Raw genomic sequence first — 21,461 nt, forward strand, 5'->3', positions numbered from 1 at the left:
CGCGACATGGGTAGAGGGGACGCGGAGGCTCGTGGCCCACTCCGCAACAGCGAGTTTCCCCGTATCTCTACGGTGTAGGACTACAGCACACCATGTGTAGGGTCGGGGGTCAAGCGAAAAGCGTTGGTGAACAATAAGATTTTTTTTCGACCGAAAACCGTCGGCACGCCGCTTATCCGAATTACCGAAAATGGTGAAGCAACGTGATGACCCCCTCGGATCGCAGCAGCCAGCATGCACGGGACAGAATCGACCACGAATTCGTCGTGTCGGCCGCCCTCGCCATCATCGACAGCACCGGACTCGACAGCCTGACCATCCGCAGCCTGGCCGTCTCGATCGATCGCGACCCCATGACCGTGTACCGGTACGTCGCCACCAAGGAAGCCCTACTCGACGCCGTTGCCGATTCGATTCTCGGCGACCTCGTGTCGGTGGACGGATCGGACACCGACTGGAGACGGCAGCTCACGATCTTCGGCCGGCACTACCGCGAACTCGCGTTGGCACACCCCCGCGCGGCCATTTTGTTGGCGACTCGGCCACGAGCAACTCCACTGGGCCTGGGCACCACCAGGTCCCTGATGTCACTCGAAGGCATATTGAGCCTGCTCGCCACCGCGGGATTCACTGTCCCCGAGGCACTCTCGGCCTACCGATTGCTGATGTCGCTGCTCCGCGGACACGTTCTCAGTGAAACGCAGGAGACAACGGACAAGCCGGACGAGACGGTCGACAGGCTCAGCCTCGCGTTACGCAGACTCCCGGTCGAGGATTTTCCGATCATGTCCGTCCTGCCGTCACTGATCACCGCATACGACGGTGCCCACGAACTCGATCGCGGATTGGACGCACTGTTCGACGGCCTGCGTCACAACCCGTGACCACAGATCGAGTTCGGCGGATGGGCGCGATTGTCTGCACCGCATCACGGGTAAACAAGTCCACCGACATCGCAGCGCACAACGCGGGTTTCTCGACCGACACACCATGCGAGGTACCCGGGACCATTACCGGCTCGGCGACCGGCACAGTGCGGTAGAACTCGGCCGGCGACGTAGGCCAGACGACCCACCGGATCCCCCAGTTCTGCGAATTCACGCCATCAATGCAAACCCGTGCCCACGTCGTTCGCTCGTTCTTCGTCGCGCTGCTGCTGAGCCGCGGCCAGGCCTGACATCGTTCGTAACGGAACCTCTTTGAGAAAGAGCACCAGGACGAATCCGAGGAGCATCAGGATCGATACGGCCAGGAACACGTAGTCCATCGCATCGGAGAAGCCGATACGGAATGGCTCGGCGAGCGCGGGATCGAGCTTCTGGATGAACGAACTGTCCTGCAAGGCGCTACCCGCAACGGATGCATCACCCGAGGCGATGGCTTTCGCGAAGCCGGACTCCAACGGATCGGCACTGGTGGCCGCGCTCTGCACGGCCTGCTGGAACGCGGGCGTCGAACTCGCGGCGACCAACGCATCGCCGGTCTTGGGGGTCAGCTGCGTGAACAGCATCGACAGGAACACCGCCACGCCGACAGTGGCACCGATCTGGCGGAAGAACGTTGCCGCCGAGGTGGATACTCCCATGTCCTTGGGCGGCATGGCATTCTGGATGGCCAACGTGAGCGGCTGCATCATCGAACCCAGACCGAGACCGAACACGCCCATCACGACCATCGTCTGCCACAACGGGGTGTCGGCATGAACGTAGTGGAACGTGAACATGGCGATGGCCATCAGCGCCGTGCCGACGATCGGAAAGATCTTGTACCGCCCCGTCTTCGAGATGATCGAGCCCGACACGATGGACGCGATCATCAAAGCGCCGACGAGCGGCAAGGTCTGGTAGCCGGCGAGAGTCGGTGACGAACCCTTGACCACCTGCAGGTACTGCGGCAGCAACGAGATGCCGCCGAACATGGCTGCGCCTGCGATGACACTGACGGCAATACACAACGAGAACAACGGGTTTCGGAAGAACCGCATGGGGATCAGGGCGTCGTCGCCCATCTTGATCTCGGCGAGCACGAACGCGATGACGCCCACGATGCCGATTCCGAAGCACAGCAGTGCCCGCGGCGAACTCCATCCCCAGACGCGGCCCTGCTCGGCGATGATCAGCAGCGGCACGAGCCCGACACTGAGCAGCACTGCGCCCCACCAGTCGACACGCGCTTCGCGGCGGTACACCGGCAGGTTCAACACCCGCCACACGACGACGAGCGCGATGATTCCCAGCGGAACGTTGATGTAAAAGACCCAGCGCCAGCCGGTGATACCGAGGATGGACGACTGCCCGGCCAGCAGACCGCCGATCACCGGTCCGAGCACACTGGACGTACCGAACACAGCCAGGAAGTAACCCTGATACTTGGCCCGCTCACGCGGGGGCACGATATCGCCGATGATCGCCAACGCCATCGACATCAAGCCACCTGCACCCAACCCCTGGACGGCGCGGAAAGCGGCCAGCTCGTACATCGATGTCGCGATGCCGCACAGCATGGACCCGACGACGAAGATCGAGATGGCCGTCATGAAGAACGGCTTGCGTCCGTAGAGATCGGAGAGTTTGCCGTAGAGCGGGGTCGAGACAGTCGACGTGATGAGATACGCCGTCGTCACCCAGGCGAGAACGGAGAACCCGTTCAGGTCGTCGGCGATGGTACGGACCGACGTCGACACGATGGTCTGATCGAGAGCCGCCAGGAACATACCCATCATCAGGCCCGACAGAATGGTCATGATCTCGCGGTGCGAGTACTCGCCGCTGACCGCAGTGACTCCAGGTTCGGCGGTCATGTCAGGTCCCGCGGTCACTTCAGGCTCGCTTACCATCTCTTTGTTGCACCTTTACGTAACGTTTGCTTGTGTCCTACAACAATATTCGGACCACCAGCATGCTCGCAGAAAGCCGACTAAGCAAAGGTTTATTTGCGGCGAATCCGGTCTCGCACCTCACGCATCGTGTGCGGGTGAATGCCGTCGGCCGCGAGCACCTTGCGCGTCTTGCGCCGCGTCGCCAGCACCCCGACGATCGCGATGATCCACACGGGAAACTGCACCAGCATCGCGACCCGGAAACTGTCGAAGTCGTAACCGCCCATGGCATCGAGAATCCACCCGATCGCAGCGATGACCAACAGCGATGCCAGGAAACCGCCGATGTTGACCATTCCCTGAGCCGTCCCCAGATTGGCACTCGGATTGAACGTACGGGCGAGGTCGAATCCGATCACCGACCCCGGCCCACCCACGGAAATCACCACGACGAGAAGAACGAGCAGCCACAGCGGCGCAGGTCCGGGCAGCGACAGCACGATGGCCCACATCGTGGCGTTGCTGACCATGATCGCCAGCACCAGCCAGGATCGACGCATCGGGTAGCGCCCGGTGAGCAAACCGAGCACGATGCCCGACGCCACCGCCGACAGCACCGACAACGTCAGCAGCGTTCCGGCCGTCGACGCCGACAATCCCTGAGCGGTGGTCATGTAGGGCACACCCCACAACAAGGCGAACGTGGTGATCGAGAACTGGGTCCCCATGTGCGAGAAGAATCCGAGCCGCGTCCCCGGTCGTCGCCACACCTCGCCGATGGAGTCCAGCGTCTGCCGCAACGACGTCGGCTCCGGTTCCGGAACAGTGCTGTCGTCGGGACGATCTCGAATCAGAGCGAGTGCCAGGACGAGCGCGAGCACCCCCAGTGCCGCCGCGCTACCGAAAGCGAACGTCCACCCCGGCCCGTTCAACAGAATCAGAAACGGCACGGCCGAGAGCACCTGCCCGAGCTGACCCAGCAGCCCGGTCAACTGCGACACGATCGGCACCCGCCGCGGCGAGAACCAACGCGGCACCAGACGCAGGACCGAGATGAAGGTCAGCGCGTCGCCGATGCCCACGAACGCACGCGCCGCCACCGCGACCGGCAGCGAATCGGTGAGCGCCAACGTGATCTGCGCCGACGCCATGATCAACGCACCGGCGGCGATCATCTTGCGCGAACCGATCCGATCCAGCAGCACTCCGGCCGGAATCTGCATCGCCGCGTACACGACCACCTGCAGCACCACGAACGAGGACAACAGAGACGGGGAGATCGAGAACCGGTCCGCAGCGCTCAGCCCTGCGACCCCGAAGGCCGTTCGATTCAACACCCCGATGACATACGCGAAGACACCGATGCCCCACACCACCCATACGGTTCTCCCCGTAGTCACCGTCTTCCCAATGCTCACGGGGCAATTGTGTCAACCACGCTGTGAAATGATCGACTCGGTAGTTCGCCCAGCAAGAAAGTGAGTGACGTCATGGCCAAGCAAGTGCTGGTGCTCAACGGTCCGAACCTGAACATGCTCGGCACCCGCCAGCCCGAGGTGTACGGCCACGCAACCCTGGCCGACGTCGTCGCCCTGTGCGAGAAGACCGCTGCCACACATGGACTCGACGTGAAAGCAGAGCAGTCCAACCACGAGGGACAGTTGATCGACTGGATCCACGAGGCACGCGGGGTGGCGTCGGGCATCGTCATCAACCCCGGCGGACTGACTCACACGTCGGTGGCACTGCGTGACGCCCTCGTCATCCCCGAGGTCCCGATCATCGAGGTGCACATCTCCAACGTGCACGCCCGTGAAGATTTCCGGCACCACTCCTTCGTCTCTCCGATCGCCAGCGGAGTCATCGCCGGACTCGGCATCGACGGATACCGATTCGCAATCGAACGACTCGCAGCACTTATCTGATACGGCACTTACCTGATACTGCTCTCATCTGACACTCAGGTTGCCCTGCATAAACTGGTCGCCGTGAACACCAGCAACAAGGCACCGAGAGACAGCAGAGCGTCCAAGGACATCAGGGCAATGCAGAACGGCGACAAGAATCGCCGAACGTTGATCCAGATCGTCGTCGCAGTCGTTCTCATCGCGCTCGTTGCAGCCATTGCTCTGTTCATCGTCAACAAGGATTCGACGTCGGGTGAGGCATCACCCGACGCGAGTTCCACATCGGGCCCACAGCTGACGCCCACGTCGCTCACCGCGAACGGTGCCATTCGTTTCGGCAACCCCGACGCCACCACTGTCGTCAGCGTCGTCGAGGACTTCCAGTGCCCGGCCTGCAAGGCATTCGAGTCGGTCAGCGGATCGACTCTGCAGCAGCTGGCGGACGCAGGCAATGTCGCCGTCGACTACCGTCCCATCTCCATTCTCGACCGCTTCTCGAACGGCACGACGTACTCCACCCGCGCTGCGAGCGCGTCGATCTGCGTCGCCGAGAACGATCGGGACAGTTGGATGAACTGGCACAACTCGATGTTCGCCGAGCAGCCCGCCGAGAACGGCAACGGTCTGCCCGACGACAAGCTCGTCGAGATCGCCGCCGCAGCCGGTGCCGACTCCCCCGCCACCGCGTCGTGCATCACCGACGGTAGTTACACGGACTGGGTCACCACCCAGACGCAGACCGTCATCGGCGAAGGCATCAACGGAACGCCGAGCGTCCGCGTCAACGGCACCGACGTCGCCACCCCGACACCCGAGAACATCCTCGCTGCCGCCGCGGCAGCCGGAAACTGAGCAGCAACCGGTAACCGACCATGAGAACTCGCGCCGGCGCTGCTGTCTTCACTCTCTTCAGCGCACTGGGGCTCCTCGCCGCACTGACCCTGACGATCGAACGATTCAAGCTCCTCGAAGACGCGTCCTACGTTCCGTCGTGCAGCCTGAATCCAGTCCTCTCGTGCGGGTCGGTGATGGTGACGAAACAGGCCGCTCTGCTCGGCTTTCCCAATCCGATCCTCGGAATCGTGGCGTTCTCCATCGCCCTCGTCGCCGGTGTCCTGTGGCTCGGCCGCGTCGAACTCCCGCACTGGTTCTGGCTCGGACTCAGTGCCGGCCTGCTGCTCGGCGAAGTGTTCGTGCACTGGCTGATCTTCGAGAGCCTCTACGAGATCGGTGCCCTGTGCCCGTACTGCATGGTGGTGTGGGCGGTGACGATGCCACTGTTCGTGCTGGCTCTGAGCCGCACGATCAGTACCGCCTCCAGTAACCCGGACGAACGCCCGGGCACAGTCGGCCGTCTTTTCCTCGAATGGCGGTGGACGCTGCTCGCCGTGTGGTACGCAATCGTCGTCGCGCTCATCGGAATCCGGTTCTCGGACTACTGGGGCTCGTTGCTCTGAGTTTCGCAGCTCTGACAGTTTCGCAAAACTCATGAGTCGATCGGCTGCACCGTGCATGATGGTTGCAGCACCCGGGTGAGTCTGATCACAGCTCCTGGCTCGGGGAAGAACGATCGAGTAACAGGAGTCGAAGCATGGCAGGCGATCCCTTCGCAGTCATCGTTGCCGTCATCGTGTCTGCCGCAGGCGCAGTCGCCGGAACGGACGCCCCAGCTCCACTGCAGAATCAGGCGGTGAAGGATCAGGCAGCCGCGGTCGCTGCCGCTGCCGAGGACCAGGGCAAAACGATGTCCGATCAATGGGCAGACCTGATGGGCACCATGCCTGAACCCGCCGCCGACGTCGCAGACCGGACTCTGAACGACGCCGCCGAGGGACTGCACACCGCCGTCGAACCGATGCTGCCGGACCTGCCCGCGGTTGCCGACATCGAGACGCCGGACGCTATCGCCGCTGCAGGCGCTGCCGCCACTACTGCGCCCGGGGCGGTGTCCCCAGCTGCCGGGGCGGCCGCGGCCGCCCCGGCAGCTGCGATCACTCCCAGCGCCCCGCTTCCCTTCAGTGTCTTCTCGTCCGGTACGGCATCCAGCGCCGTCGCCGGGCTCGCCACCGGCGCTCTGCAATTCGCCGGCCGGACGTACACCGCCGCCGACATCGCGACCCAGACGGCGTTCATGGCGTCGGCCGAAGCCATTCGGCGAGCACTCTTTCCCGGTCTACCCATCACGTTCACCGGCATCAATGTCGGTCCGATCGGTTTGGGTGCGGTGGGAGCGATCACCGCGTTCGTTCCGTGGTTGCAGAAGGCAGGCAACATCTGCGGCGGCGTCAAGGCCACAACGATTGCCGCACTCTATGCCGCAGAGAACGGATTCCGGTACGGCCCGACAGCTCCGGTATCGAGCACCGGTGCACAGGGACCCGGCCAGTTCATGCCGGGAACCTGGGCAACCTACGGCAAAGACTACGACGGCAACGGCGTGGTCGACGTCAACAGCATCGGTGACTCGGTCATGGCGTCGGGGACGATGCTGTGCGACATCTACGGACAGGTCGACGGCTGGAAGCGCGCAGGCAAGGTCTCGGGCGACACGACGGACCTGACGCTGGCCGGATACAACGCCGGAGCGGGCGCCGTGTTGCGCTCGGGCGGAATGCCTTCGGGGTCGGTCGATTACGAGACTCAGACCAAGCCCTACGTAGCGCGCATCCGGGCCACCGAGGCCCAGTTCGCGGCCATCCTCACTCCGTTTGCGGGGCTCGATCTCACTGGAATGGGCGGGCGGGCAGTGCAATTGGCGATGGATTACCTGGGCCTGCCGTACGTGTGGGGCGGCGGAAACACCAACGGCCCGTCCGGCGGCGGATTCGACTGCTCGGGCCTGACGTCCTACGCACTGTTCAAGGCCTCGGGAGGAAAGGTCACCCTGCCGCGTACGTCGGAGACGCAGTGGAACGTGGGCACCGAGGTGCCGATGGCCCTCGCCCAGCCGGGCGATCTGCTGTTCGGCAACTGGGGCGCGGCGGGCCCGGGACACGTGGCGATCTACATGGGCAACGGGCAGATGGTGCATGCGCCCACCACCGGTGACGTGGTGCGGGTGGCACCGGTGTTCGACGGAATGCGAGCGCGCCACATCCTGTAATGGTGGGCCGTCTAGCGGTGAGCTCGTCGGCCCACCCGCGTACAGTGCGGACGTGACCAATGCACGCGTGGAACCGGCCGGCTTCGACGACGATCTGGCACCCGAGCCGCCGCCCGGCGAGGGCTTCGAGACGAGCTGGCCGGTACGTACCGGCGACATCGACCCCAACAACCGTCTCCGGTTCGACGGGGTCGCGCGCTACCTCCAGGACATCGGCACCGACAATCTCGACGCCACCCCCCTCGGTAAGACGGACCCGATGTGGATCGTGCGGCGCACCGTCATCGACGTCTTCGAGCCGATCCACTTCCCCGACCGCGTGCACCTGCGGCGCTGGTGTTCCTCGATGTCGACGCGGTGGTCCAACATGCGGGTGGCGGTGACGACCCCGAAGGGCGGTCGCATCGAGACCGAGGGCTTCTGGATCAACATCAGCAAGGACACCGGCATGCCGACGCGCATCAGCGACGGGGCACTGGAGATGCTGGCCAAGACCACCGATCAGCACCGGTTGCGATGGAAGGCGTGGCTGACCGAACCGGTACCGTCGCAGTCCCAGAGCGACATCGAATTCCCTTTGCGTGCAACCGATATCGACCCTTTCAATCATCTCAACAACGCGGCGTACTGGCATGCGGTCGAAGAACTGCTGGTCGACTTGCCGCATCTGGCCGCAGCGCCCCACCGCGCCGTCATCGAATACCTCACGCCGGTACTGGCAAACGAACGCGTGACGCTGCGTCACCGCTACGAGGGCGGAGCGCTCACCGTCTGGTTCGTCGTCACCGGGGCCTCGGGCGAGCCGACGGTTCGGACCGTCGCCAAGGTTGCACCCAAGGCCTGACGATCGAGCTTGCCCCGCGGGGTACGCGGCAAACCGTCGACGATTGCCATGACGACGGGCAGACTCGGGCCCGGCAGCAACGAACGCAGGTGCCGCCGTATCTGCGCCACCGTCGTTGACCTGTCTTGTGCCACAACCACTCCGGCGGCCGGTACCTCCCCCGCTCGGTCATCGGGCAGGCCGAGCACTCCGGCGTCGAGAACACCGGGGACCGATAACAGCGCCGCCTCGATCGGGGGCAACTCGACCATGAGTCCGGCTCGGACGATCGTCTCGTTACCGCGGCCGAGCAAGGTCAACCGGCCCTGGTCGACACTGCCGCGATCACCGACCGTCATCCACCCGTCGACCGGCCCGTCCGTCAGAATGGTGTGCTCGCCCACCCGGCTCAGATAGCCGTCGAACAGCATGTCGCTGCGCACGTGCAGCAGTTCTTCCCGGGTCTCCACCTCGACGCCGTCGAACAGCGCACCCTCGATCCCCGCCCCCTCGATCCCCGCCCCCTCGGACGTTCGACGGTCGTAGGAGACGAAGCTCAGTTCCGACGCGCCGTAGAAGTGCGTCATGGTCGCGTTCGGTAGCACCGTGGCAAGTGCCGCCCGACCCGACTGCGGCCATCGCGCCGCAGACGAGAGCACCTCGCGGACGCTCGGGTACTGCACGTTCGACCGCGCGATGTCCCAGGCGATCGTCGGTACCGAATACAGATGTGTCGGAGCATCTTCGAGAGCGGCCGCCGCCGTGCGCAGGTCCACCGTCGCGCCGCGGGTCAGCCCGTGCAACGCACCGTAGAGAAAGTGCGTGTGATCGAAGGTTCCCGATGCAGACACTCTGTCGCCCGGACCGAGATCGAACAGAGAATCGGAACGGTCGAGCGTGGCTGCCCAGGACGCCTGATCACGAACGAACAGTTTCGGTGGGCCGGTGGTTCCGGACGTGACGCCTACGAGCAGTTCGGCACAACCTGCGGGTGAGTCCACGCGCACGGAACTGTCGGTGGCGAGCTGCCCGGGTGCCAAAACTGTGTCTGCACCCCACCTGTGCAATCGTGCGTGCTGACGCGGATGCGCCACGATCAGCGACGGTGCAGTGACCGACATCGCGTCGGCGAATTCGCCGCGTAGCAGATGTCTGTGCAGCAGAACGACACTCACGCCGGCATGCATCGCGGCCGCGACGACGATCAGCGACTCGATGTCCGACGTCGGCAACACCGCGATTCGATGCATCCCGGCCATCGACCCGGCGGTTCTTTCCACCCGACGCCACAGATCCCGGTACGTGATCCGATCTGTCGCGTCGACGATTGCGATGTCTGCCCGGTCGCAATGCTGCGCTATCCGTGTGGTGAGAAGATCACTCGTCATCATCTACACCGTCGTCGTCCACACCGTCGTCGTCCACACCGCGCGCCACCAGAGCGTCGCCCATCGCATCGGCAGTGCGGAGCGCACGCACCAACACCGGTGTGGCCAGGGCAGTCATCGACCACTGCAGGCCGCGGGCCTTTCGGGCCTGCGACACTTCCTGCACGATCGACGCCAACAATGGTATGCAGCGAATCGCAAGGGCCAGAAGCAAACCGATACGATCCGGGTCGACGCCGAAGCGGCGGACGGGACCGAGAGCTCGGGTGACGGTATCGAGCATGTCGGTCACGCGGGTGGTAAGCGTGACCAATGCGGCCAACGCGACGGAGACGATCAGCACTCCGCAGACCACCACTGCGCGTTGCCAGGTGGTGATGATCACCTGGAACACTCCGATGATCAACAGCATCCACAAAACCGGACGTAGTTGCGCCAGAGCGACTTTCACCGGAATGCGGGCGACCGCGAACAGTACTGCGACCATCACGGCAACCACGCCGACCTCGAGCGGTGTGCGTGCGAAAATCACCGTCGCCAGAATGGCAACGATCAGCGCCAGCAGTTTCGATCCCGGACTCATCCGATGCAGCAACGAATCACCGGGGCGGTAGAGACCGATCATCCGATCAACTCTCGGTAGGCCGGTACTGCGGCAGCCGGGGTGCCGTCGAATGCGATGCGCCCGTCGTCGATGACGATGACGCGCTCGAAACCGTCCAGCAACGCCAGCTGATGAGTCACGACGATGACCTGCTGGTCCATCGAATTCAAGGCATCGGCGACGACGCGACCGTTACGCAGATCGAGCAACGTCGTCGGCTCATCCGCGACGATCACCTCGGGCCGCCGGATGAGGACGGCCCCGATGGCTAGCAACTGCTTCTGCCCACCGGACAGCAGATGCGCAGGGTGATCGCGGTGCCGATCGAGTCGAAATCTGACGAGCATCTCGTCGACACGCTCGGCCACCTCGGTCTTGCTGAGCCCGGACCTCCGCAGCGAGAACGCGAGATCCTCTGCGACGGTGGGCATGACGATCTGAGAGTCGGGATCGGTGAACACGAAGCCGACCTTCTTGCGGACCTGCGCGCCCTTCTTGGCCGCGTCGACGCCGTCGACCGTGACCCGGCCGGTGTCGGGCTTGATCAACCCGTTGATCATGCGGGCCAACGTGGATTTCCCCGACCCATTGGACCCGATGATGCCGACACGGCGTTCGTCGAATTCGAGATCGATGCCGCGCAGCACCTGGCGCTCGCCGAAGGCGTGAGAGATGTTCTCGAAGGCGACCGTACTCATGACACTCTCTCCACCAGCATTGCTATTCCCTGCCCGCCGCCGATAGCGCAGGCCGCCAACCCCAGCGCGGGGCCTCCGGGCTGCAGCATACGAGAGAGCAACCGCACCAACAATATTGCGCCCGACGCTCCCCACGGATGCCCCATTGCGATGGCGCCACCGTCCGGGCAGATGCGGTCCTCGTCGATACCGAGTTCGTCCGCGACAGCGAGTACGACCGACGCGAAGGCCTCGGTGATCTCGACTGTTTCGATGTCGCTCAGCGCCACCCCGGTGCGGGCGAGCAGTTTGTCGATCGCGGGTACCGGTCCGAGCCCGGGGAGGGCAGGATCGGACCCGGCCACAGCGCTGCCGAGAATGCGCAGTGCCGGCATGCCTGCGGCTCGGTCGAGGCTGGTCACCGCCAGAACGGCTGCGCCGTCGGAGATTCCACACGAGTTACCCGCGGTCACGGTCCCGTCCGTGCTGAACGTGGGGCGCAGCCTGCTCAGACGCTGCGTCGTCATGTTGGGCCGAATGCGCTCGTCGGTAGCCATGTTGTTCACAGACACGATTTCGGCGGAGAAGTCGTACGCTGCCGCTCGCGCAAAAGACCGTGCGGCATAGGCATCCTGGCGTTCGCGACCGATCCCACGACGCCGGGCGAGGTCATCCGCCGCAACCCCCATGTCGGGGTCGTCGAACCCGTCGGGCGCGAACGGCGCTCGGGTGTAGCGGACAGGCTCCGCGTCGCCGACGGGCGGCCAGAACCGCCACGGGCTGGTACTCGCAGATTCGACTCCCCCAGCCAGAATCATCGTCTCGTCGCCGCTCCGGATACGCGACGCGGCCTGGGCCAACGCGTCCAACCCGGATCCACACTGGCGATCGACGGTGACTCCCGGGACGGCGACACCGAGCCCAGCACCCAACGCCGACACTCGGGCGACGTCACCGCCTGGGCCGAGGCAGTTGCCGAGAATCACGTCGTCGATCGGAACACCGAGCGGATCAATCTCTGCGGCAACAGCTTTCAGGACCGGTACGGCCAAGTTCGGTGCCGTGACATCGGCGAACCCGTGCCCTGCAATACCGATCGCGGTGCGTTTACCCGCGACTACAACGGGTGTGGGCGTCATGCCAGTGCCCCTCTGGCTAGTAGGGCCCCTCGTGCGATTTTGCCGCTGGCGGTGCGGGGCAACTGCTGTACCACCGTCCACCGCCTCGGTAGTGCCTCTTTGGCCATGATCGCTCGGGCATCGGCGCGCACCACGTCGAGATCGCGCGAACCATCGAGTTCGATGACAGCAGAGACTGTTTCGCCGAGAACGGAGTGCGGGGTCCCGATTGCCGCGGCGGCGAGGACGCCGTCGATCGAGACCAGTATTCGCTCGACGTCCTCGGCGATGACGGTGGTGCCGCCGACGTTGATCGCCGCATCTCCGCGCCCGTGGACGACGAGCTCCCGGCCATGCACGTCGGCCAGGTCGCCGACGGCGAACCAATCACGTGCACTCAGGGCGGCGTAGGGGGACCGCACGAACAGGTAACCGTTGTCGGTGCGCACCTCGACGTCGCGAAGCAGCGCCAGTGACGGCTGCTCACCCACGACCCTCGCTGCGATCAAGGACAACTCGGCGGCCCCATAGTATTCGATCAGTCTCACACTGGCCGGAACGCACTGGGCCGCAACGGAGTCCAGCATCGTCCCAGCAACGACCGCGATCCGAAGGTGCGGCATCTGCGGGGCGACGTCCCGCAACACCGCAGGGACCGCATGTACCACCGTGGCCTGCGCCTGGTCGTCGGTGACACAGGCACCCAGCCACAGCGCATGCAGTGCCGCGAACAGATGCATCGTGGCGTGCAGGGGGCCGGTGATCGCTACCGAATCGGTGGCACGGATGTCGGTGATGTCGGTGAACTCGGCGAAGCTGTCGAGCCAGGACGACGCGGTGCGCGCGAGCGGCTTGGGTCGGCCGGTGGAACCGGAGGTCGCCACCAGCAGGAAGGCATCGGGATCATGGTCGCCGCCGCGTTCGGGCCTGGCGGCCGGGTCCTCGACATGCACGGCGCTCCCCTGCCGAGCCGCCGCGAGAACGCAGACCAATGCGTCCGGCAGATCCAGTGCTGATGCGTCGTGTGATTGGGCGTGTGCCGGGAGGTGAGGCCACTGCTCGACGGCGGCGTCGAGTTCGGCGTAGGTGAGACTGCGACCGCGCCAGACGATGGCGGTGTCCTGGTCTCGACCTCCCAGCGTCGGAATCACGCCTTGATCAGTCCCGGGTAGGCGCGGTGCACGCTCTTGGCCACGACCGTGGCGACGACGACCTTCGCTATGTCGCCAGGCAGGAACGGACCGTTGGTGGTGATCGCGGCCCAGAGCCCGACGTCGGTGCGGAGCAGCAATCCGATGGTGCCGAAGATGTAGATGACGAGGATCCCGCCGACTGCGTTGATCAGCAGTCCGAGCACGATCGAGTACTTCGGCAGGATGCGGGCGGTGAGCCAGCCGATGATCAGCGCTGCCGGAATCCAGCCGATCAGGTATCCGACGGTGGGGCCGGCCATCGCCGCGAGGCCGGTGCGTCCGCCCGCCAGCAGCGGCAGGCCGATCATCGTCAGGGCGAGGAACACCAGTACTGCGGCCGTACCCTTGCGTGGCCCCAGAACTGCGCCGGCCAGGATGATGCCGAGGGTCTGCAGGGTGATCGGGACTCCGGAGAAGCCCACTGTGATCGATCCCGGCAATCCGAGCGCGGCGATGAGCGCCGCGAACACCGCGATCTGCGCCATGTCGCGGGCGGAGACGTTCATTCGACCGACCTTACGGCTCGGCGGGCGAGTACTGCTGTCGATACCTGACACGGTGGCTCCTCGAAGAAGGGGCGATCACCTGCCCCAGATACTTGAACGGCGTTCAAGGTAGCAGGTGCGTGGCCCTGACCACCTTTCGGGCACCGGCAGTGCCGGCGTCAGAAGGGCGCGGGATCGTATCGACTCCAGTCCTGTCGTATGCGTGCGTGTACAACGCGGCAATGCTCGAGATAGGCCCGCCTCTTCTCTGCCAGCCTCTTCCTTGCCGAGTCCGTCGAGGCAGTACGGAAGTCCGCGAGCGTCGGGGGTGCGGATCCGCTGTAGTCGAGTTCCCATCGGGTCGGTTCGGACAGGAATCTCACCGGTTCCGCAGACCGTTTCCGACGTCTGCTGCGACCCGCGGGCGATCCGATCGAGAAGTCCGGCAACGTGATCGAGCGCAAACCGAGCGAGTTCGACCACAGAATCACCCCTCCGGCCATCATCGCCGCCGACCACGTTTTCGAGGTCTTGGCCTGATGATGGAACACGCAGACCGGTTGAAGATTGGTCACGATGGTCCAACCTCCCCGCCGCGGATCGTCCTGATCGAACGGCACCAGATGATCGATCTGGCACCGTGCCGACGGCACGTCGCACTGGGGAAACGTGCACGTGCGATACGCGGCCCGAACGACAGCAGCGACACGGGCACTGGGTCGATAGGTCACCGCAGCCGGAGACGGACTGGACTCCCCGCCATGCCCGTCGGGAAATATGCCCCGGGCACGCTCGGGCTTCTCGGCAATCCATGCGAGCCACCGCGCGACCAGCCCATCGCGGACAGACTCCTCCCCCAGCACAGGGGCTGCGAGTGAACGCGCACAGCCACCACCTGCCCCGCGTATCGTCGGAAGCTCGCCGGCGCCGCGCACGCGCCCGATGCCCACCACTCGACGTAGCAACAAACCGGTCGACAACCGCACGCCTGAGTCGTGTCTGCTGTCCGGGTACCTACTGCTACCCGGGTCTCGCCCGCTGCACTCACCGCGCTGCGAGCCTCCAACGCCGTCCGGGCCTCTTCCGCGACGGTCGTCCTGGTCGCCGCCGCCTGGACCCGCATCGCCGTCTGAACCGGCATCGCCGTCGGGACCGCCATCGCCGTCAGGACCGGCATCGGGACCAACGTCGTCGTCGGGACCGGAATTGCCATCAGGATTCACGTCGTCCGGGTCACCGCCATCCGGCCCTCTGCTAGACGGTCCTCCGCCTTTCGGGTCACCGCCAACCGGGCCGTCGTCGCCCTTGTGGCCGTCACCGCCCTCACCGCCCTCACCGCCCTCGCCGCCGCCGTCACCGCCGTCACCGCCCTCGTCGTCGCCGGGACTGTTTTCTTCGGGTTTGAGCATGTCGACCAACTCGGTCAGCATCGCCTGCCATTTCGCGTCGGTGGCGACGACGCGCGCCACCTCCGGATCGATGGGCGTCCCGTCCGCCAAGGTCCCGGGATCCGAGGACAGTCCCAGCAGCGTCTCCACCGCCACCACGATCTGAAGGAGATGCCCGCGCCGAGGAGGGAGATCATCGGCGGCACCGGCAACCGGGCACTCGTCACCGAGATCGCACTGGCAGACCAGCGAATGCTCGGCGTGCAGCAAAGCCATCAGTCCGGCGGCCCGCAGCATCCCCGTCGACCGCGGATCGTCCTTGCAGACAGTCCCCACAATCTCGATGATGAGTGCATCCGCCTCGGCCGCTTCGAGATCCGTGATCTTTGCAATGAGCGACGAAATACCCCCAGGACCGGGGCGGTCGATCCGCACTCCGACCTCTTCGGACTTCGCGATCTCACGGGCCTGCTCGGCACCGTCCGGATCGGCCTTCATCCACAACCGCCAGATTCGGTTCCGCAAAGCCTGCGGGCGCATTCGACCCCCTGCGGCGCAAACCTCGTATTCGATTGTCGAGATGGTCTCGTCACTGGCGCGATGCAACACCGACGTGATGGTGACCACCGTCGACCAGTCGAAGCTACCGGTCACGAAACGCAAGGCCGTCAACGGCATTCGATGTAAACGCTCGGCGACATCGTGCACCACCGACGCATCGCGACGCGTGCCGGTCATCGTGACGGCCAAGTCGCACAACGCGCCGCGGACGGTCTCGCCGGGATCTCCGTCAGTGGCCTCGGCGGCCTCGAGACGCATCTCGAGTACGTCGCAATACGCGAGCAAAGTCGCTGCCCGTGCCAGGTTTTCCTGAACACGGCTGAGCGCGATGACATCGAGAAACCCCGCGATACAGTCATCGACCGACGGCGTCTCCGCCGCTCCCCACCCCCCGGTATCGAACATGCATTCGATAATACGAGAGGGGTCCGACAAGAAAATTCGATTCACTCACCGAGTTCGGGCCGGTATAACGACACGATGAGCAGTTACTCGATCCGCGACGTTCGGCCCGGCGACGAGCATCGGATCGGCACCGCACACGTTGCGATATGGAAGGCAACGTATGCGGGAATGATGAACGATGCGAAGTTGGATGCGATGAGGCCCGAGCATCGCATCGAACGGTGGGAGCAGATCATCGCCCACCGCGACGAGTCGTCGGCGCGCGGAGTTCGCACCCGATGCGCAATAGACGTCGCCGATGCAGGCGTCGTCGGCTTCGCGACCGGAGGACCCCCGCGCGACGAAAACCCGCCCGCGCCACGAGAATTGTGGTCGTTGAACGTTCTTCCCGAACACCACGGCACCGGCATTGCACTGGCGTTGATGAACGACGTACTAGGTGAGGACACTCCCGCTGCGTATTTGTGGGTGGCCGCGGCCAACGAGCGCGCGGTTGCCTTCTATCGCAAGAACGGGTTCGCGCTGGACGGCGAAGTCCGCTTCGACCCGACGTGGGAATGCCACGAAGCGCGCATGGTCAGGGTTTGACGGGCGGTTCGTTTCTGGATCGGTCGGGGTTCAGGTTCTCGGGATTCAACACGACTTCGGTCACCATCGGCGTCGTCTCGACGGTCCGATCGTTGTACCGGACAGCCACCGTATTCGGCAGGAACGCATCGAGAGCGCGGGGCGTGATCCACCACAGCAGGGCGGCGAACAGGATCAAGATGTTGATCCACTGCAGCACCGTCGCCGAATTGTCGGACGGAATCACCCGATCGAAGGCCTGAATGTTCATCACGAATCCATGAATGGCGATCAGCACCCACAATTGCCGATATCGGTAGTACACCCACACCGCCGCAGCACCCCACAGCGCTGCCCAGAGGAACCCGCCGCCGCCGAAATACAGGTACAGGAAGCCCCGCAACGTTGCCGACAACCCCATGATCGCCCAGATCGGCATCCTGCCCACCAACAGCAGAACCGGAAGAGCTACCAGAATCGGCTCTTCCCTCAGACCGACAGCGAGCGCCGAAACGACTGCCAGCCAATCGGATTCGACAGATGCAGGGATCGAGAACCCGAACCGGAGTATATCCAGTCGAGACAGTACGAGCACTGTCGCCGACGCCGCGCCGATCGCAGCACACCATGTCAACGCAGCCTCGCGCGCAGAGCCATGCCGCAGAGGCAGCACCGCCGGCAATGTCCGTCGCCGCGCGAGATACACCGCGCCGATCGCTATCGCACCCACCGCGACCTGTAGCGCGCCGACCGCGAGATCGGTCCACTGATCGTGCATCGTGAGAATCGGTGCCGGAGCGTGCGGCTCACGAAAACGCCACAGCGCACCCACCAAGCCGATGAAGAAAACGACGACCCACCCGGCCACCAGAGCGAGCGCCAGAGCAGCCGTACCGGTGACAGACAGCGCCCGCCTGCGGGACTTGTCACGGAGACCAGAGTCGGCATCGGTCGCCATCAAGTCACCACCATTCACTCATCGCCGCATACAGCATCGCGTCTCGCCATTCCCATATGGCCTCTCACCCCGCCGAGACCGTAACTCCGGACTTTGTCTATCACGCACGAGACCAAAATTCAGTACCGCGCAGTCACGGTGACATTTCCCGATCAGCTCACGCCAACCGAGACTCGTCGGCTTCACCTCGACTCTCCGACTGGTCGAGATCAGGTGGACTGCACTGGGAATTTGCGGCCGTACAGCCACCCGATCAGCGCGAAGACGACGCCCGCGGCAGCGATCGCGGCCAATACCGACCCGAAGCCCGATGCCTCGACGACCCGCCCGACCACCAACGGTGCCAGCAGAAATCCGGCACGCGAGATCAGCGAGACGGTCGAGATCGCCGCAGCCGACGAGACACCGGGAAGCCGCCCGGCCAGGCTGAACACGATGGGAAACAGCGGACTCGACCCCAGGCCGGCGACCGCGAATGCAGCGATGACCAGTACAGGCACGTCGACGGCGAGCACCGACAGCCCCGCGATGCCCGCAAACGCGACCGCTACCAGCGCTGCGCCACCCGTCAGTACCGACGACGGTCCGAACCGATCCACGATCCGGTCACCCACCAGGCGTCCCACCAACATCGCTGCAGAGAACGCGACGAACGCCAGACCGGCAGCGCCAGGACCGGCACCCTCCTCGGTCGTCATGTACACCGCACTCCAGGACTGCGGAAAGTCCTCCATCAAGCCGGCCAGCAGAACCACCGCACCGAGCATTGCGAGCGCCGCAATCGGACGGCCGACGGCCGGCTGAGGAGTTGGCCCGTCGGCGGACTCGTCCGGCCGCGCATCCGGACCCAGCAAACCCCGGCCGACCGCCGCGAGCGCCAGAACCAACACCACGGCGACGCAGGCGAAGTGCACCGCGACCGGAAGGCGAGCACCTGCGGCCGCGGCACCCGTCACTCCGCCCACCACAGCCCCCACACTCCACGCCGCGTGAAAGCCACTGAGCAGAGATCGACCGGCACGCTCCTCGACCAGCACTCCCTGAGCGTTCATGGAAATGTCCATCACCGCGTCGGCCCCGCCGAGCAGGACCAGAGCTGCCAGCAACGTCCACCACGACACCGCCACAGCGGGGAGCACGAACGCCCCGCACAACAACAGTCCCGACGCAAGAACAGTCCACCGACTGCCGAACCGGTGTACCAGCGCAGCCGCAACGGGTGCTGCGGCGAGCCCACCGACACCGACCCCCGCGAGGGCGAAACCCAGCGTGGCGACGTCGATGGACAACGAGTTCTGGATCTCGGGGATGCGGGGTGCCCAGTTGGCGAACACGGCGCCGTTGACGAAGAAGACGATCAGAACGGACAAGCGAGCACTGGTTTTCGGGCGGCCCATAGTGCCGCGAGCATATCGTTCATGGGACTACGCAACCCGTTACTCGAGGTAACGTCGATGGGATGCATGTGTCCGACCGCCTCACCGACCACGTTCCCGAGCGTTGGCTCGCGCCCCTCGTCAAGCACGCCGAGGCTCTCAAGTTCCTCATCGTCGGAGCAATCACCTTCGTCGTGACCGTCGTGCTGTTCTTCGGCTTGAAGTGGACGATCCTGCAGGACAAGCCGGTGACAGCCAATGTTCTGGCCGTGCTGATCGCAACGATCGTGTCGTACGTTCTGAACCGGGAATGGTCGTTCACTGCCCGCGGCGGACGACGTCGTCATCACGAAGCGGCGCTGTTCTTCGCTGTCGCCGGGACCGGTCTGGCCATCAACCAATTGCCGCTCTGGGTGTCGAGTTACGTGCTGGATCTGCGCGCTCCCAACGTGTCTTTCATCACCGAGAACATCGCGGACTTCGTCAGTGGATCCATCGTCGGCACCCTGCTCGCCACCGCCTTCCGGTGGTGGGCAATGCGCAAGTTCGTTTTCCCCGAGCCGGCGAACGTCGTTCCCGATGAGATTGCCCTGACCGTTTACGGTGGACGGCATGGCGACCACTAGGACTCTCGTGCTGATGCGGCACGGAAAATCCGGCTATCCCGACGGCGTGCCCGACCACGAGCGGCCACTGGCTCCGCGCGGCCAACGGGAGGCAGGACTGGCTGGAGCCTGGATCACCGAGCACGTCGGCTCCGTCGACGCCGTGTTGTGCTCGACGGCTCTGCGCACTCGCGAGACCTTGGCCGCCACCGGCCTCGGCGATGCACCCACCCGTTTCGAGCGAGACATCTACGGTGGATCGGCCGACGAGATCATCGACGAAATCAAACTGGCGGACACCTACTTCGACGACGTGACCGTCTCGACACTGTTGGTCGTCGGGCACGAGCCCGGAATTCCCTGGACGGCACTCGAACTGGCCGTCGACGACGACACCGACGTGGCCCGCGAAGTGCGACACCGCTTCCCCACCTCGGCAATCGCCGTGCTGACCACCGAATGCAGCTGGGCCGAGCTGGCAGCAAGTACCGCCACGATCACCGAATTCTGCATCCCCCGCGCCGATTCCGACGGCGCGTAGACCCGACTAGCGGTTCCGGAGATACAGGTATCCGGCACCGCCTGCGGCGATCAGCAGAATCAGCGCGGCGGGAAATCCGAGAAGCCACCACACCACTGCGAGCACCACCAATGCTGGTGCGGCGGCAATCATTGCAATACCCGGATTCTCGCGAACCGTTTCCAGCGCGGACTGTGCATGGACTCTGTCGATCTTCTTGCCTGCCATCGTCGACTCCCTCTTCGTGTCCCGTATGCGTATTTCCACAGTAGCGCGGCCTACTACGACTTTCGGTGGACCGCCGCGTCGTACGTCGGTAGGAATCACCAGCTACGACGCCTCGGCAGGGGTGTTCGCGCGAGGGGTGCTCGGGTGAGATCGAGGCATGAACAACCCGATCCTGCTCACCATCGCCGTCTGCGAAGTCGGTTTCTGGGTACTGGTCCTCGGCGGCCTGTGCTTGCGCTACCTGGCTCGGATGCGGCCGGCCAGCACCGTCACTCTTGCCCTGCTCCCGGTCCTCGATCTCGTCCTCGTCGCAGCGGTGGCTCTGGATCTGCATCGCGGCGGAGACGTCGAGTTCGCTCACCGTCTCGCCGGAATCTATCTCGGTTGGACCCTCGTGTTCGCACACTCCACCGTGGCCTGGCTGGACGTGCGCTTCGCCCACCGTTTCGCGGGAGGACCGGCACCGTCCACACCACCCAAGACCGGACCGCAGGCCTACCGCAACGAGATCCGAGGATTCGCGAAATGGCTGTGCGCTGCCGCGATCGCACTGGCCATCACTTACGGACTCGCCGCCACCGTGGCAGACTCGGAGCAGGCAGAAGCGTTGAAAACTGTGGTGCAACCACTCGGCGTCATCACGTTCTTCTGGTTCGTCACCGGACCGCTGTGGGTGCTGGGAACCAAGAGCCCAGGGCACGCGAAAGATAGTGCAGGAGAACGGAGTCGACTCTGAT

22 protein-coding genes are annotated in these 21,461 nt (G+C 64.7%); 10 read left to right on the top strand and 12 right to left on the bottom strand.

Annotation, left to right across the window (positions count from 1 at the left end; genetic code table 11):
• Nucleotides 1-206: 206 nt before the first annotated feature.
• A complete protein-coding gene (locus tag AB0O58_RS00950; RefSeq protein ID WP_283314472.1) occupies nt 207-884 on the top strand; it encodes a TetR/AcrR family transcriptional regulator C-terminal domain-containing protein in 678 nt (225 codons plus the stop codon).
• 221 nt (nt 885-1,105) lie between these two features.
• Here AB0O58_RS00950 and AB0O58_RS00955 read toward each other — a convergent pair whose 3' ends face one another.
• Together AB0O58_RS00955 and AB0O58_RS00960 are read right to left on the bottom strand one after the other, a co-directional pair.
• Nucleotides 1,106-2,800, bottom strand: a complete 1,695-nt coding sequence (locus AB0O58_RS00955; RefSeq protein WP_283314471.1) for an MDR family MFS transporter — start codon at nt 2,798-2,800, stop codon at nt 1,106-1,108.
• A 128-nt stretch (nt 2,801-2,928) separates the two neighbouring features.
• Nucleotides 2,929-4,218 (bottom strand): MFS transporter, encoded by a 1,290-nt coding sequence (locus AB0O58_RS00960; protein WP_366237791.1) that lies wholly within the window; start codon nt 4,216-4,218, stop codon nt 2,929-2,931.
• 90 nt (nt 4,219-4,308) lie between these two features.
• Here AB0O58_RS00960 and aroQ point away from each other — a divergent pair, with 90 nt between their 5' ends.
• The 5 genes from aroQ (at nt 4,309) to AB0O58_RS00985 (ending at nt 8,672) form a co-directional block, all read left to right on the top strand.
• Entirely contained in the window at nt 4,309-4,743 is a 435-nt protein-coding gene (gene aroQ, locus AB0O58_RS00965; RefSeq protein WP_283314470.1) for a type II 3-dehydroquinate dehydratase, read from the top strand.
• Between the two features lie 63 nt (nt 4,744-4,806).
• Nucleotides 4,807-5,577 (top strand): thioredoxin domain-containing protein, encoded by a 771-nt coding sequence (locus AB0O58_RS00970; RefSeq protein WP_366237732.1) that lies wholly within the window; start codon nt 4,807-4,809, stop codon nt 5,575-5,577.
• Nucleotides 5,578-5,597: 20 nt separating this feature from the next.
• Nucleotides 5,598-6,182: a vitamin K epoxide reductase family protein gene (locus tag AB0O58_RS00975; protein ID WP_283314467.1), complete on the top strand. Its 585-nt coding sequence runs from the start codon at nt 5,598-5,600 to the stop codon at nt 6,180-6,182.
• A 134-nt stretch (nt 6,183-6,316) separates the two neighbouring features.
• Nucleotides 6,317-7,828 (top strand): NlpC/P60 family protein, encoded by a 1,512-nt coding sequence (locus AB0O58_RS00980; protein ID WP_366237733.1) that lies wholly within the window; start codon nt 6,317-6,319, stop codon nt 7,826-7,828.
• A 67-nt stretch (nt 7,829-7,895) separates the two neighbouring features.
• Nucleotides 7,896-8,672, top strand: coding sequence for an acyl-ACP thioesterase domain-containing protein (locus AB0O58_RS00985; RefSeq protein ID WP_366237792.1), 777 nt, complete (start codon nt 7,896-7,898; stop codon nt 8,670-8,672).
• Here AB0O58_RS00985 and AB0O58_RS00990 read toward each other — a convergent pair.
• The 7 genes from AB0O58_RS00990 to AB0O58_RS01020 form a co-directional block, all read right to left on the bottom strand.
• Nucleotides 8,576-10,039: an AMP-binding protein gene (locus tag AB0O58_RS00990; protein WP_366237734.1), complete on the bottom strand. Its 1,464-nt coding sequence runs from the start codon at nt 10,037-10,039 to the stop codon at nt 8,576-8,578. The genes AB0O58_RS00985 and AB0O58_RS00990 overlap by 97 nt on opposite strands.
• Nucleotides 10,029-10,664: an energy-coupling factor transporter transmembrane protein EcfT gene (locus AB0O58_RS00995; RefSeq protein ID WP_366237735.1), complete on the bottom strand. Its 636-nt coding sequence runs from the start codon at nt 10,662-10,664 to the stop codon at nt 10,029-10,031. Before AB0O58_RS00995 ends, AB0O58_RS00990 begins: the two co-directional genes overlap by 11 nt.
• Nucleotides 10,661-11,341: an ABC transporter ATP-binding protein gene (locus tag AB0O58_RS01000; protein WP_366237736.1), complete on the bottom strand. Its 681-nt coding sequence runs from the start codon at nt 11,339-11,341 to the stop codon at nt 10,661-10,663. Before AB0O58_RS01000 ends, AB0O58_RS00995 begins: the two co-directional genes overlap by 4 nt.
• Nucleotides 11,338-12,459, bottom strand: coding sequence for a thiolase family protein (locus AB0O58_RS01005; RefSeq protein ID WP_366237737.1), 1,122 nt, complete (start codon nt 12,457-12,459; stop codon nt 11,338-11,340). The genes AB0O58_RS01000 and AB0O58_RS01005 overlap by 4 nt, the downstream gene beginning before the upstream one ends.
• Nucleotides 12,456-13,589, bottom strand: a complete 1,134-nt coding sequence (locus AB0O58_RS01010; protein WP_283314459.1) for an AMP-binding protein — start codon at nt 13,587-13,589, stop codon at nt 12,456-12,458. Before AB0O58_RS01010 ends, AB0O58_RS01005 begins: the two co-directional genes overlap by 4 nt.
• Nucleotides 13,586-14,188, bottom strand: a complete 603-nt coding sequence (locus AB0O58_RS01015; protein ID WP_196249603.1) for a biotin transporter BioY — start codon at nt 14,186-14,188, stop codon at nt 13,586-13,588. The genes AB0O58_RS01010 and AB0O58_RS01015 overlap by 4 nt, the downstream gene beginning before the upstream one ends.
• Before the next feature lie 107 nt (nt 14,189-14,295).
• Nucleotides 14,296-16,470, bottom strand: coding sequence for a DUF222 domain-containing protein (locus AB0O58_RS01020; protein ID WP_366237738.1), 2,175 nt, complete (start codon nt 16,468-16,470; stop codon nt 14,296-14,298).
• Nucleotides 16,471-16,545: 75 nt separating this feature from the next.
• Here AB0O58_RS01020 and AB0O58_RS01025 point away from each other — a divergent pair, with 75 nt between their 5' ends.
• Nucleotides 16,546-17,058 carry a GNAT family N-acetyltransferase gene (locus AB0O58_RS01025; protein WP_366237739.1) on the top strand — a complete coding sequence of 171 codons (513 nt, stop codon included), beginning with the start codon at nt 16,546-16,548 and terminating at the stop codon, nt 17,056-17,058.
• Here the strand turns inward: AB0O58_RS01025 and AB0O58_RS01030 are convergent.
• Together AB0O58_RS01030 and AB0O58_RS01035 are read right to left on the bottom strand one after the other, a co-directional pair.
• The gene (locus AB0O58_RS01030; RefSeq protein WP_366237740.1) at nt 17,048-17,995 is read right to left on the bottom strand and encodes a CPBP family glutamic-type intramembrane protease; all 948 of its coding nucleotides are present in this window, start codon (nt 17,993-17,995) and stop codon (nt 17,048-17,050) included. The two genes, AB0O58_RS01025 and AB0O58_RS01030, sit on opposite strands and share 11 nt — an antisense overlap.
• A gap of 209 nt (nt 17,996-18,204) precedes the next feature.
• Nucleotides 18,205-19,392 carry an MFS transporter gene (locus AB0O58_RS01035; protein ID WP_366237741.1) on the bottom strand — a complete coding sequence of 396 codons (1,188 nt, stop codon included), beginning with the start codon at nt 19,390-19,392 and terminating at the stop codon, nt 18,205-18,207.
• Between the two features lie 62 nt (nt 19,393-19,454).
• Between AB0O58_RS01035 and AB0O58_RS01040 the strand changes: the two genes are divergently transcribed.
• Nucleotides 19,455-19,997 carry a GtrA family protein gene (locus AB0O58_RS01040; RefSeq protein WP_283314448.1) on the top strand — a complete coding sequence of 181 codons (543 nt, stop codon included), beginning with the start codon at nt 19,455-19,457 and terminating at the stop codon, nt 19,995-19,997.
• Complete coding sequence (locus AB0O58_RS01045; protein WP_032390682.1) at nt 19,984-20,517, top strand: histidine phosphatase family protein; 534 nt, start codon at nt 19,984-19,986, stop codon at nt 20,515-20,517. Before AB0O58_RS01040 ends, AB0O58_RS01045 begins: the two co-directional genes overlap by 14 nt.
• Nucleotides 20,518-20,523: 6 nt before the next feature.
• On the opposite strand, the gene AB0O58_RS01050 is transcribed toward AB0O58_RS01045, so the two are convergent.
• Nucleotides 20,524-20,724, bottom strand: a complete 201-nt coding sequence (locus AB0O58_RS01050; RefSeq protein WP_222072580.1) for a hypothetical protein — start codon at nt 20,722-20,724, stop codon at nt 20,524-20,526.
• Between the two features lie 157 nt (nt 20,725-20,881).
• Here AB0O58_RS01050 and AB0O58_RS01055 point away from each other — a divergent pair, with 157 nt between their 5' ends.
• Nucleotides 20,882-21,460: a hypothetical protein gene (locus tag AB0O58_RS01055; RefSeq protein WP_366237742.1), complete on the top strand. Its 579-nt coding sequence runs from the start codon at nt 20,882-20,884 to the stop codon at nt 21,458-21,460.
• Nucleotide 21,461: the final 1 nt, after the last annotated feature.

The sequence above is a fragment of the Rhodococcus sp. NPDC080181 genome (assembly GCF_040702225.1).
Taxonomy (GTDB): Bacteria; Actinomycetota; Actinomycetes; order Mycobacteriales; family Mycobacteriaceae; genus Rhodococcoides; species Rhodococcoides fascians.

Excerpts from the sequence above, each read along its gene's own strand:
- AB0O58_RS00950 (WP_283314472.1), top strand. The coding sequence starts at position 207 with ATGACCCCCTCGGATCGCAGCAGCCAGCATGCACGGGACAGAATCGAC.
- AB0O58_RS00955 (WP_283314471.1), bottom strand. The coding sequence starts at position 2,800 with ATGACCGCCGAACCTGGAGTCACTGCGGTCAGCGGCGAGTACTCGCAC.
- aroQ (WP_283314470.1), top strand. The coding sequence starts at position 4,309 with ATGGCCAAGCAAGTGCTGGTGCTCAACGGTCCGAACCTGAACATGCTC.
- AB0O58_RS00975 (WP_283314467.1), top strand. The coding sequence starts at position 5,598 with ATGAGAACTCGCGCCGGCGCTGCTGTCTTCACTCTCTTCAGCGCACTG.
- AB0O58_RS00980 (WP_366237733.1), top strand. The coding sequence starts at position 6,317 with ATGGCAGGCGATCCCTTCGCAGTCATCGTTGCCGTCATCGTGTCTGCC.
- AB0O58_RS00990 (WP_366237734.1), bottom strand. The coding sequence starts at position 10,039 with ATGACGAGTGATCTTCTCACCACACGGATAGCGCAGCATTGCGACCGG.
- AB0O58_RS00995 (WP_366237735.1), bottom strand. The coding sequence starts at position 10,664 with ATGATCGGTCTCTACCGCCCCGGTGATTCGTTGCTGCATCGGATGAGT.
- AB0O58_RS01000 (WP_366237736.1), bottom strand. The coding sequence starts at position 11,341 with ATGAGTACGGTCGCCTTCGAGAACATCTCTCACGCCTTCGGCGAGCGC.
- AB0O58_RS01005 (WP_366237737.1), bottom strand. The coding sequence starts at position 12,459 with ATGACGCCCACACCCGTTGTAGTCGCGGGTAAACGCACCGCGATCGGT.
- AB0O58_RS01020 (WP_366237738.1), bottom strand. The coding sequence starts at position 16,470 with ATGTTCGATACCGGGGGGTGGGGAGCGGCGGAGACGCCGTCGGTCGAT.
- AB0O58_RS01025 (WP_366237739.1), top strand. The coding sequence starts at position 16,546 with ATGAGCAGTTACTCGATCCGCGACGTTCGGCCCGGCGACGAGCATCGG.
- AB0O58_RS01030 (WP_366237740.1), bottom strand. The coding sequence starts at position 17,995 with ATGGCGACCGATGCCGACTCTGGTCTCCGTGACAAGTCCCGCAGGCGG.
- AB0O58_RS01035 (WP_366237741.1), bottom strand. The coding sequence starts at position 19,392 with ATGGGCCGCCCGAAAACCAGTGCTCGCTTGTCCGTTCTGATCGTCTTC.
- AB0O58_RS01040 (WP_283314448.1), top strand. The coding sequence starts at position 19,455 with ATGCATGTGTCCGACCGCCTCACCGACCACGTTCCCGAGCGTTGGCTC.
- AB0O58_RS01045 (WP_032390682.1), top strand. The coding sequence starts at position 19,984 with ATGGCGACCACTAGGACTCTCGTGCTGATGCGGCACGGAAAATCCGGC.
- AB0O58_RS01050 (WP_222072580.1), bottom strand. The coding sequence starts at position 20,724 with ATGGCAGGCAAGAAGATCGACAGAGTCCATGCACAGTCCGCGCTGGAA.
- AB0O58_RS01055 (WP_366237742.1), top strand. The coding sequence starts at position 20,882 with ATGAACAACCCGATCCTGCTCACCATCGCCGTCTGCGAAGTCGGTTTC.